Below are 11142 nucleotides of genomic sequence, written 5' to 3' on the forward strand. Positions count from 1 at the left end.
GCCCCTCCCCACCGACCGGACCCGCCCCCGTCCGCGACGGGCGCGGGGTCGTCTCCGGCCGCGACGGGCACGGTGTCGCCTCCGGCGCCGGCCCGGACGGATCCCGGACCGGGACGCCGCGGGGGCCGGGTTGTCGGTCAGGCACTCGACCACCTCCACGGTGCAGCCTGCTCGAGTACCAGTCGACCACACACGGCACCCGGAACGCACGCGTGTTCTGGACGGAGTCGGCCCCGAGTACGGTTGCCCGGGGTACACACGACCGTCCGCGACACCGGAGATCACCCGATCGGGTCGGTGTCCCGGGCCCGGCCGCGACGAGCCCCGCCGAACGAACAGGCCCACACCGGAGGAAGGAGTACCCGGGACGTGACACAGTTTCCGACCCAGCCACCCGCGTGCGTCGAGGAGTCGGCGGGGTCCTGGTGCGCCCAGGTGTGGCGGGCCACGGGCAACGAGTGGCTGGCGACCTCGGCGGACTGGCTCGTGGCGAAACCGCTGCGCATCCTCCTGATCGTCCTCGGGGCCGTGCTGATCCGGCTGGTCGTCCGCAGGATCATCGACCGGCTGACCCGCATCGAGGACATCAACGGCAACGGCAGATTGCCCGCGCTGCTGAAGCCGATGCGCGAGCACGCCCCCGAGGTGCTCGGACCGGTGGTCCTGGAACGGCGACGGCAGCGGGCCCGCACCATCGGGTCGGTGCTGAAGTCGTTGACCAGTTTCGTGGTCTTCGGTCTGGCGTTCGTGCTGGTCCTGGGTGAGCTCGGGATCAACCTGGCACCGATCCTGGCCTCGGCGGGGATCGTCGGCGTCGCCGTCGGTTTCGGTGCGCAGAATCTCGTGCGCGACTTCCTCTCCGGGATCTTCATGATGCTGGAGGACCAGTACGGCGTCGGCGACGTCGTCGACGTCGGGGAGGCCGTCGGCACGATCGAGTCGGTGGGACTGCGGATCACGACGCTGCGCGATCTGAACGGGACGGTGTGGTACGTCCGCAACGGCGAGGTGCTCCGGGTCGGCAACTTCAGCCAGGGCTATGCCGTCGCCCTGGTGGACATCCCGGTCGGGTACAACGTCGACGTGCCCAAGACCACCGCGCTCATGCAGCAGGTGGCCGAGGAGGCCTCGGCGAGAGAGCCGATCGCGCCGGACGTGATGGAGCCGCCCGAGGTCCTCGGCGTCGAGACCGTCACCGCCGAGGGCATCCAGTTCCGGGCGACGATGAAGGTGCGCCCCGGCAGGCAGTGGGCCGTGCAACGGGCGCTGCGCGCGGAGATCATGCGTGCCCTGGAGCGGGAGGGCGTCGAACCGCCGTTGGGTCGGTTCTTCACCTCGGCACAGGCGCGCAACGGGGAGACCGGCACGGTCTGAGCCCGCGCCCGGAAGGCGGAACCGCCCCGGCCGGGACCACCGGCCCGCACGGCAGAATGGAGGCGTGGCTGACGTGAGCAGTGCCCCGACACCGGACCCCGGGACCTTCTACGACGCCGTGGGCGGCGAGGAGACGTTCCGCAGGATCGTCGCCCGGTTCTACGCCGAGGTGGCCGAGGACGAGGTCCTGCGTCCGCTGTATCCGGAACAGGATCTGGGCCCCGCCGAGGAACGGCTCCGGCTGTTCCTCATGCAGTACTGGGGCGGCCCGCACACCTACTCCGACCGGCGCGGCCACCCGCGCCTGCGGATGCGGCACATGCCGTTCAAGATCGGGCCGATCGAGCGGGACGCCTGGCTGCGGGCGATGCGGATCGCCGTGGACGAGTCCGGGATCGAGGAGCCCTACCGTTCCCAGCTCTGGCAGTACCTGGAGATGGCGGCGCACTCGCTGATGAACAGCTTCGAGTGACACGGGGCCGGGCCCGCCACCCACCCCGACGGGGAGAGTGGTGGGCCCGGCCCGTTCCCGGCGTGCGCCGGATCAGCGCCCGGGGGCCCTCAGTAGGAGGGCTGGGTCTGGGCGTTGAACTCGTCGAAGCGCACCGAGTTGGCCGGGGCGGTCCGCGGGTCGCGGATCGTCAGCACGTCGAGGCCCTTCTGGATGTCCGACGAGTAGATGTGGCCGTTGTAGTAGTACGCCGACCACGGCCCACCGATCATCAGGTTCTCGTCCGAGAGCGGGCCACGCTCCCAGTAGCCGATCTCGGTCGGGTTGTCCGAGTCGGTGAAGTCCCACACCGACACGCCGCCCTGGTACCAGGCCTGCACCATGATGTCGCGGCCCTGCACGGGGATCAGCGACCCGTTGTGCGCCACGCAGTTCTCCGTGTCCGCCTGGTGCCGCGGGATCTTGTAGTAGCTGCGGAACTCCAGTGCGCGGTCGTCACCGCGGCCGGTCAGGTCGTAGATGCCGTTCGCGCCGCGCTCGGGACCGACGTCGGCGTTGCAGGTGGCCATCCCGCCACCGCCCAGCTCGTCGGTGAACACGACCTTGCTGCCGTCGTTGTTGAACGTGGCACTGTGCCAGAACGCGAAGTTCTCGTTGTCCTGCACCCGGTCGATCACCCGCGGGTTCATCCGGTCGCTGATGTCCAGCAGCACCCCGTCACCCATGCAGGCGCCGGCCATCAGGTCCTTCTCCGGGTAGGCGGTCAGGTCGTGGCACCCGGTGGTCGCGCGGGTGTAGCCGTTGCCGGGGTTGCCACCGTCCGGGAACAACACCGGCTCGGACACCAGCTCGGCGTTCTCCGGGGTGTCCACCGGAACCTCGACGAGCGAGAGCTTGTCGTGCGGCGGCTGACAGTTCGGCAGCTCGGGCGCGGGCGAGTACGACGACACGTACAGCAGCACGGAGTCGCGCTCGGGCGCGGGCACCATGGTGTGGGTGTGCGAGCCGCAGTCGGTGCGCACCGCCGAGACGTACTCGGGCGAGGTCAGGTCGCTGATGTCGAAGACCTTGATGCCCTCCCACGAGCCCGCGTCCGCCGCCGAGGCCGGCTCGCTGGAGCAGGAGGCGTCCGAACGGGCGTAGTCGGTGCTCAGGAACAGCAGGTCACCGGAGACGGACACGTCGTTCTGCCCGCCCGGGCACAGCACCTGGCTCACGATGCGCGGCTTGTGCGGTTTGCTCACGTCGTAGACGACGAACCCGTCGTAGTTGCCGACGATCGCGTGGTCGTCGGTGAAGGCGATGTCGGTGCCGTAGGCGCTCTGCGTGTCGAACGGCGCCTGCTTCGGGATGTTGGCCCGCTGCTGCATGTTCTTGCTGTGCACGACCTCGTCGACATCGGGGATGTCGTCCTGCGCCACGGCCGCGGGGGCGCCGACCCCCGCGAAGGCCAGCGCCGTCACCCCGGCGACGATCGTGCCGAACCGTCCACGTCTGCGTGTTCTCACTGCGACGCACTCCTTCCCACCGCTGTTCGGCGAGTGGCAATTGTCGGTGCGGCCGGTCGCGGGGCGATAGCGACGAACGGAGGGTTCTTCGCAGTGAAACCGGCGTGGATCTTGACGCGGGCTTCCGACCGGCGGTTCGCTGACCGGCATGCGAGGTGCTTCGAGAGCGGGCATGCCGTTCCTGGCCGTCGTCGTGGCGGTCGGACTGGCCGGGTGTACGGGGGATGCGGGGACCGGTGCGGACGCCGGAGGCACCGCTCCCGGCGTGATCGTGCCGGGCGGCCCGGGGGAATCCGCGCGGACGGTGGAGCCCGGCAGCGCGACCGGACAGCGTCAACTGGTCGAGGTCACCGAGGCCGACATCCGCTACATGCGCATGATGATCCCGCATCACGAGCAGGCGGTGACGATGACCGACCTGGTGCCCGACCGGGTCCACGACGACGCGGTCGCGTCCCTGGCCGAGCGGATCGCGGTCACCCAGGCCGGGGAGATCGACGCCATGCAGGCCTGGCTGGACCGCAACGCCCCCGAGGGCGGCGACGGACAGGACCACGCGCACGGCCGGATGCCGGGCATGGCCACGCCGGAGCAGCTCGACGCCCTGCGTGCCGCGGAGGGGGCGGAGTTCGACCGGCTGTTCCTCGAACTCATGATCACCCACCACGAGGGCGCGCTGACCATGGCGGAGAACTACCTACCGGACGGGGTGGAGCCGAACGCGCTGCACATGGCGCAGGAAGTGATCACCACCCAGACCGCCGAGATCGAGACCATGAACGGGATGCTCGACGGATGACCGGTGGCCCGTGGCCGGCTCAGACCAGCAGCGGCAGCAGGGCGTGCCTGCGGCGCAGCACCGCGCCGTAGCGGGCGTCCAGCCGCAACCACCCGCCGGTGGCCGAGACCCGCACCACGTCGTCGGTGAGTGCGGAATCCACGAACCCCATGCCGGACAGCGCGAACAGGCACCGCATCGGCACCCCCACCTCGAGGTCCGCACCGGACACCGTGAGCACGGTCTGGTCCATCAACGACGCGGGCGGGGTGCCCTGGGGCCCCACGTTCTCCCGGGCGAGCGTCACACCGCGGTCGGCCAGTTCGGCGACGACGCCCACCGGGAGATCGTCCACCGCCCGCCAGTCGGCGCCTCCGTGGGTCGGCAGTTCCGACCGCCAGAGCAGGTCCCGCGACGGCCCGGGGTCCATCGACTCACCGGGGGTGACGGTCAGCGCGGCGAGCAGTTCGTTGCCGGAGACACTGATGTCGCCGGGTTCCACCGCACCGGCGACGGCCCGGGTGACGAGCACCTCGAACGGCGTCGACACCCAGGCCTCCAGCACGTCCGCCGTGCGCATCCGCAGCCGCACGACGGCCTGCCCGTCGAGTCGCACCGCCCGCGCGACGAACGCGGCGAGGCTGTCCCGGTCCGCGGGATCGGCGATACGCAGTTCGGTCACGCTGGGTTCTCCTCGACGGGCTCCGTCACGCTGGTTGTCCGCTCGGGATGTACTCGGCCAGAAACGCCCGCTCGGTGGGAGTGAGCCGCCGCGGCCGGTTCCTGCCCACATCGTACGGAGCGAGCACGGTCGTGGCGGTCGCGGCCACGGGATCGCTCTCGCCCGGCCCGGTGTGCACCGTGTATCCCAGCGTGAACGAGGCGTTGCGCAACTCGGTGAGCACCATCCCCACCCGGACGTCCCGGCCGTCGACGACGATCGGCGTGCGGTAGTCCACCGACAGCCGCACCACGACGATGCCGCGGGCGAACTCCCCCAGGGCGGGACCGTCCGCGCCGGAGCCGGAGCCGTCCCCGCCGTCGTCCCGGGTCCCGGCACCGGCACCGCCGCCGAACAGCAGCGGCACCCGCGCCTCCTCCAGCACCGTCACGAGCCGGGCGTGGTTGACGTGCCCGAAGGCGTCCATGTCCGACCACCGCGGACGCACGTGGGCCACGTACTCACCCATACCGACTCCTCCCCCGGCGCGCACCGGCGCACGCCGGAACCCACCGGCGTGCGCGTTCTCAGCGCACCGTACCCCGGATCTGCCGCGCGGCCACCGAGAGTGTGGCGAGATCGATCCGGCCCGACCGTTCGATCTCGTCGAGGGTGACCCGGGCCCGGGCCAGCCGGGAGGAGTTGGCCTGTTCCCACTGCGCGATCCGGTCGGCGGCGCTGTCGCCGGGTTCGCTCTGCCACAGCGCGTCCAGCGTGATCGCCCGCAGGGAGGAGTACAGGTCGTCCCGCAGCGCGAGCCGGGCGAGGGCGTGCCAGCGGTTGCCCCTCTCCAGCTCGTTCACCGAGCGCAGCATCCGGTCCATGCCGAGGTGGTCGGACACCGCGTAGTACAGCTCGGCGGTCTCGGCGAGACCACGCTGGTCGGTGGGCCCGCCCTGCTGCTCCGCCAGTTCCGCCACCTCGGCGATGTCCAGCAGGGAGTAGCTGGGCAGCAACAGCGACACGCGCCGGGCGAGCCCGTCCGGAACCCCCTGCGCGGTGAGGGCATCGGTCTCCCGGCGGACCACGTCGGCGTCCTCGCCGCGCAGCAGGTCGCCCAGCACGGGCGCCAGCCCGGTCACGGCATCGGTGAAGCGGTGCCGCTCCGCGGCGACCGCGAGCGGCTGCGGGCGGTTGGTCAGGAACCACCGCGCCGCCCGGTCGAGCAGGCGCCGGGTCTGCAGCACCATCGCGTCGGTGGTGTCGGTGGGCACGAGGTTGTCCAGCTCGGCGATCGCGGCCCATACCGCGTGCAGGTCGTACACGCCGGTGACCACGGAATACGCCCGCACCGCGTCGGTGGCGGTGGCGTTGAGCTCCTCGGCCAGGCGGAACGCGTAGGAGATCCCCGCACCGTCGACGACCTCGTTGACCAGCAGGGTCGTGGTGATCTGCCGCCGCAGCGGGTGCCTGCCGAGCGCCGTGCCGTAGTCCCGGCGCAGCGGCTCGGGGAAGTACTCCGGCAGCCTGCCCGCGAACACCTCGGCGTCCGGCAGGTCCCCGGCCAGCAGCTCGTCGTTGAGGTCGAGCTTGACGTGCGCGAGCAGGGTGGCCAGCTCCGGGGAGGACAACCCCTCCGCGGCGTTCTCCAGTTCGGTGAACCCGGCGTCGTCGGGCAGGGCCTCCAGCTCGCGGTCGAGCGCGCCCTTGGCCTCCAGCGCCGCGATCTGCCTGCGGTGCACCGACAGCATGGGTGCCGCGTGCGCCCGGCCGACCCCGAGCACGGTGTTCTGCCGGTAGTTGTCGGCCAGGACCAGATCGCCGACCTCGTCGGTCATACTCTCCAGCAGCTCGTTGCGCGCGTCGGTGTCCAGATCCCCGCCGGCGACGAGCTCGTCCAGCATGATCTTGATGTTGACCTCGTGGTCGGAGCAGTCCACCCCGGCCGAGTTGTCCAGCGCGTCCGTGTTGATCCTGCCGCCGGTCCGGGCGTACTCGATGCGGCCCCGTTGGGTGAGGCCGAGGTTGCCGCCCTCCCCCACGACCCGGGTGCGCAGCTGCCCGCCGTCGACGCGGACCGCGTCGTTGGCCTTGTCGCCCACGTCGGCGTGGGTCTCGGTCTCCGCCTTGACGTAGGTTCCGATCCCGCCGTTCCACAGCAGATCCACCGGGGCGAGCAGGATGGCCCGCACCAGTTCCGCCGGGGACGCGCTGGTGACGTCCGCGTCGAGGCCCAGCGCCCGGCGCACCTGCGGGGTGACCGGCACGCTCTTCGCGCTGCGGGGGTAGATCCCGCCGCCCTCGCTGAGGACGGAGCGGTCGTAGTCCTCCCAGGACGACCGGGGCAGCCGGAACAGCCGCGCACGTTCGGCGTACGACGCGTCCGGGTCCGGGTCCGGGTCGAGGAACACGTGCAGGTGGTTGAAGGCGGCCACCAGACGGATGCGGTCGGACAGCAGCATGCCGTTACCGAAGACGTCCCCCGCCATGTCCCCGATGCCCACCACGGTGAACTCGTCGCGCCGCGTGTCCAGGCCGAGCTCGCGGAAGTGCCGCTTGACGCTCTCCCACGCACCCCGAGCGGTGATGCCCATCTCCTTGTGGTCGTACCCCTGGGAGCCGCCGGAGGCGAACGCGTCCCCGAGCCAGAACCCGTAGTCGGTCGCCACCTCGTTGGCGATGTCGGAGAACGTGGCCGTCCCCTTGTCGGCGGCCACGACCAGGTAGTTGTCGTCGCCGTCGTGCCGGACCACGTCCCGAGCCGGGACGGTGACGCCGTCGACGAGATTGTCCGTGAGGTCCAGCAGCCCGGAGATGAACATCCGGTAGCAGGCCACGCCCTCCCGGTGGTGCCGCTCCCGGTCGGTGCCCGGATCGCCGGTGGGCGCGGGCGGGTTCTTCACCACGAATCCGCCCTTGGCGCCGACCGGCACGATCACCGCGTTCTTCACCGCCTGCGCCTTGACCAGACCGAGGACCTCGGTGCGGAAGTCCTCCCGGCGGTCCGACCACCGCAGCCCACCCCGGGCGACCGCGCCGAACCGCAGATGCACACCCTCCACCCGGGGGGAACACACGAAGATCTCGTACGCCGGGCGCGGCTCCGGCAGGTCGGGGACCTGCTGCGGGTCGAGCTTGAGCGCGAGGTAGGGCCGCGGCGTGCCGTCGGTGTCGGTCACCCAGTGGTTGGTGCGCAGGGTCGCCACGATCACCGAGAGCAGCCTGCGCAGGATGCGGTCGGTGTCCAGGCTCGTCACCGCGTCGATCATGGTGCCGAGCTCGGCGACCCGGGTCTCGGTCTCCGCCTCCCGGGTGCCCGCGTCGCCCGCCGGGTCCAGCCGGAGCTCGAACAGCCGCACCAGTGCCGTGGTGATGTCGGTGTGGGTCAGCACGGCGCTCTCGATGTAGGCCTGCGAGTACGGCGTCCCGGCCTGCCGCAGGTACCGGGAGTACGCCCGGAGCACGGCGACCTGCCGCCAGGTCAGTCCGGCCCGCAGCACCAGCGCGTTCAACCCGTCGCTCTCGGCGTACCCGTGCCACACCGCGGCGAAGGCGGCCTGGAACCGCTCGCGGAGATCGTTCTCGGCCCACTCGTCGAGCTCGTCCAGCATCCGCGGTTCGATCCGCAGGCCGAAGTCGTAGATCAAGCAGCGGGTCCCGTCGGTGGTCTGCACCTCGTACGGGCGCTGGTCGATCACCTCGACCCCCATGTGCTGCAACATCGGCAGCAGCGCCGACAGGGTGACGCCCTCCCGCAGGTACAGCGTGAACCGGCGCTGTCCGGCGAGGGCGTCCGGGGGCACGTAGAACGCCATCGCCAGGTCGTCGGGTCCGCTCAGCGCCTCGAGCCGGCGCAGGTCGGCCAGTGCGGTGTCGGCCGGGAAGTCCTCCTTGTACGCCTCGGGGAACGCGGAGGCGTACCGCTGACCCAGTTCGGTGGCCGACTCCTCACCGGCGAGGGTGACGGCCTTGCCGTCCGCGGCGCGCGTCCTGCGCTCGGCGAGGATCGCCTCGACCATCGAGTCGTCCCAGGTACGTACCGCCTCGTTGAGGCGTTCCTGGATGTGCAGGGTGTCCGGTTCGGACGCCGTTCCCGGGGCCGTGTACACCGTGAAGTGGATCTGCGCGAGCAGGGTCTCGCCGAGGCGGGTGCTGTACTCCAGCCCGGTGCCCTCCAGCTCGTCGAGCAGCACGTCCTGCATCGCCAGGCGCGAGCGGGTGGTGTAGCGGTCGCGCGGCAGGAACACCAGGCAGGAGAAGAACCGTCCGTACGGATCGGTGCGCAGGAACAACCGCAGCCGCCGGTCCGCCAGCGTGATCGCCCCGGTGGCCGTGGCGTAGAGCGACTCGGAGTCGGCCGACAGCAGGTCGGCCAACGGCCAGTTCTGGAGGACCTCCAGCATCCGCCCGCCCGAGTACGACTCCAGCGGGAAACCCGCCCGGTGGATGACCTCCCGCACCCGGTGGTTGATCACCGGGATGTCCAGGACGTCCTCGTGCAGCGCCGAAGAGGTGAACATGCCGAGGAACCGGTGCTCCCCGGTGACCCGGCCGGTGTCGTCGAAGGTGCGCACGCCCACGTAGTACGGATGCACCGGACGGTGCACCGTGGACTGCGCGCTGGCGTGGGTGAGCACGAGCAGCGTCGCCGACGACACGGCGGACGCCGCCTCCGGCCCGCGGGTCAGGGCCCGCGCGGTGTCGCTGTCCTGGCGCAGCACGCCCAGGCCGGAGGCCAGCGCGGGGCGCAGCACGGCCCCGTCCGACTCCGGATCGGAGACCACCTCGTAGTGCCGGTAGCCGAGGAAGGTGAAGTGCCCCGCCGCCAGCCACGTCAGCAGATCCGCGGCCTCGTCGACGTCCCCGGCCGGCAGCGGGGGCGGGCACTCCCGCAGGCTCCCGGCCACGGTCCGGGCCTGCCGGGTCATCTTCTCGGCGTCCTCGACCACCTCGCGGACGTCGCCGAGCACCCGGATCAGCGCGTTCTCCAGGTCGCGGGTCCGGGACGGGTCACTGACCGGGTCGATCTCGAGGTACATGAAGGACTCGACCATCGCGCCCGGGGGCGGCTCGGCGACGTCCGCCTTCGGGTGCACCTGACGCAACGCACCGGTGACGTCCCTGCTCACCACCACGATCGGATGCAGGATGCGCTGCACCTGCACCCCGCTGCGGGACAACTCGGCGGCCACCGAGTCGACCAGGTACGGCATGTCGTCGGTCACGATCTGGACGACCGTGGCCTCGCGCGTCCACCCCGCACCCACCGCGCCGGGGTTGAACAGCCGGACCACCGGACGGCCCGGCACGCGTTGTCCGGCCAGGTCGAGATGCGCCCGGACCGCACCCACGATCTCGCCGGGGTCGTCGGAGAGGACCTCCTCGGCGGGCACGAGCCGGTAGTACAGCCGGATCAGGTCGGCGATGTCCGGCGCCTGCGCGGCGGCGGCCTCGACCAGCTGGTCGCGGAGATGGTCCGGATTGCGGGGTGCCGACGGGGACGTCGAGCGGGTCGGCGGTGCCGCCGTCGCGACCGTCCGCTGTGTGCTACCGGTTCGTGCCGGCACCCCGGCCGGGCTCCTGTCAGACAACGCCATTCTCCACAGTCCTCGCGTGACCACACTGTCGTGAGCGATACGGGCCACTCTGCCACGACCGTGGACGGCACGGGGGCGTGGGCGTCACCCTTCGCCGCGGTGTCTCCCGTTCACCCCGGAGTGGTGATCCCGGTCGTCGTCCACCCCGAGCTGTTTGACCAGCGCCGAGGCGCTGGAGGTCCCGGCCTGGTGCTCGGCCAGCGCACGGGCGAGCAGCTCCGCGAGCCCCGCGTCGGCGGGCGGATCGTCCCGGGGCGCCTCCGGTCCGGTGTCCCCCGTACGGGAACGGGGGGCCTCACCGGGCGACGGACCGTCCGACGGCACCGCCGACAACGTCACCGTCGCGGCCGGGTCGCCCGTGAAGTCGGCGCGGTCGGGCCCGCCCGCGCCGACTTCGGTATCGGCGCCGCCGGTGTCCGCGGCGGGTGGGCCGTCCCGGCCTGCCGCGTCGTCGACGAACCTCTCGACGTTGTCGACCGGAGCCAGCGACGGGGGCAGCTTCAGGCGGGGCAGCCAGGTCTCCTCCGCGGACGGGACGGTGTCCGGCGCGGGACGCTGCCGCGGGGGATCGTCGCCACCGCCCGGGGTGTTGTCCGCACCGCCCGCGGGTGCGGATTCCCCGGCGGCGCGCCGACCGCCGTGCGGGTTCCCGGACGGGACGCCGGGGGTTCCGTCCGCGGTTCCGTCGGTGGGTTCGTGCCCGTCGCCGTCCGCGGCCCGGCGTCTGCCCCCGGACGCACCGGGCGAGATGCCGAGCCGGTCCAGGACGGACC

General features: G+C 71.7%; 7 protein-coding genes and 1 pseudogene. 3 read left to right on the forward strand and 5 right to left on the reverse strand.

The features are described from left to right. Nucleotides 1-369 precede the first annotated feature (369 nt). Nucleotides 370-1374, forward strand: a complete 1005-nt coding sequence (locus tag SACPADRAFT_RS0212535; protein ID WP_007024963.1) for a mechanosensitive ion channel family protein — start codon at nt 370-372, stop codon at nt 1372-1374. Between the two features lie 73 nt (nt 1375-1447). Beyond that, a complete protein-coding gene (locus SACPADRAFT_RS0212540) occupies nt 1448-1846 on the forward strand; it encodes a globin (protein ID WP_007024964.1) in 399 nt (132 codons plus the stop codon). A gap of 89 nt (nt 1847-1935) precedes the next feature. Here the strand turns inward: SACPADRAFT_RS0212540 and SACPADRAFT_RS0212545 are convergent, their stop codons facing one another. After that, nucleotides 1936-3333, reverse strand: a complete 1398-nt coding sequence (locus tag SACPADRAFT_RS0212545; RefSeq protein ID WP_007024965.1) for an LVIVD repeat-containing protein — start codon at nt 3331-3333, stop codon at nt 1936-1938. A 148-nt stretch (nt 3334-3481) separates the two neighbouring features. Here SACPADRAFT_RS0212545 and SACPADRAFT_RS0212550 point away from each other — a divergent pair, with 148 nt between their 5' ends. Then, complete coding sequence (locus SACPADRAFT_RS0212550) at nt 3482-4132, forward strand: DUF305 domain-containing protein (protein WP_028662427.1); 651 nt, start codon at nt 3482-3484, stop codon at nt 4130-4132. A 19-nt stretch (nt 4133-4151) separates the two neighbouring features. Here SACPADRAFT_RS0212550 and SACPADRAFT_RS0212555 read toward each other — a convergent pair whose 3' ends face one another. The 4 genes and pseudogenes from SACPADRAFT_RS0212555 to SACPADRAFT_RS32815 all read right to left on the reverse strand — a co-directional run. Further along, complete coding sequence (locus SACPADRAFT_RS0212555; protein ID WP_007024967.1) at nt 4152-4793, reverse strand: DUF8010 domain-containing protein; 642 nt, start codon at nt 4791-4793, stop codon at nt 4152-4154. 25 nt (nt 4794-4818) lie between these two features. Next, nucleotides 4819-5301, reverse strand: a complete 483-nt coding sequence (locus SACPADRAFT_RS0212560; protein ID WP_007024968.1) for an acyl-CoA thioesterase — start codon at nt 5299-5301, stop codon at nt 4819-4821. Between the two features lie 58 nt (nt 5302-5359). Next, nucleotides 5360-10369, reverse strand: a complete 5010-nt coding sequence (locus tag SACPADRAFT_RS0212565; protein WP_040924288.1) for an NAD-glutamate dehydrogenase — start codon at nt 10367-10369, stop codon at nt 5360-5362. An 84-nt stretch (nt 10370-10453) separates the two neighbouring features. Then, nucleotides 10454-11142: pseudogene (locus tag SACPADRAFT_RS32815) on the reverse strand (hypothetical protein); the annotation flags it as partial.

Source organism: Saccharomonospora iraqiensis subsp. paurometabolica YIM 90007, assembly GCF_000231035.2.
Classification (GTDB): domain Bacteria; phylum Actinomycetota; class Actinomycetes; order Mycobacteriales; family Pseudonocardiaceae; genus Saccharomonospora; species Saccharomonospora paurometabolica.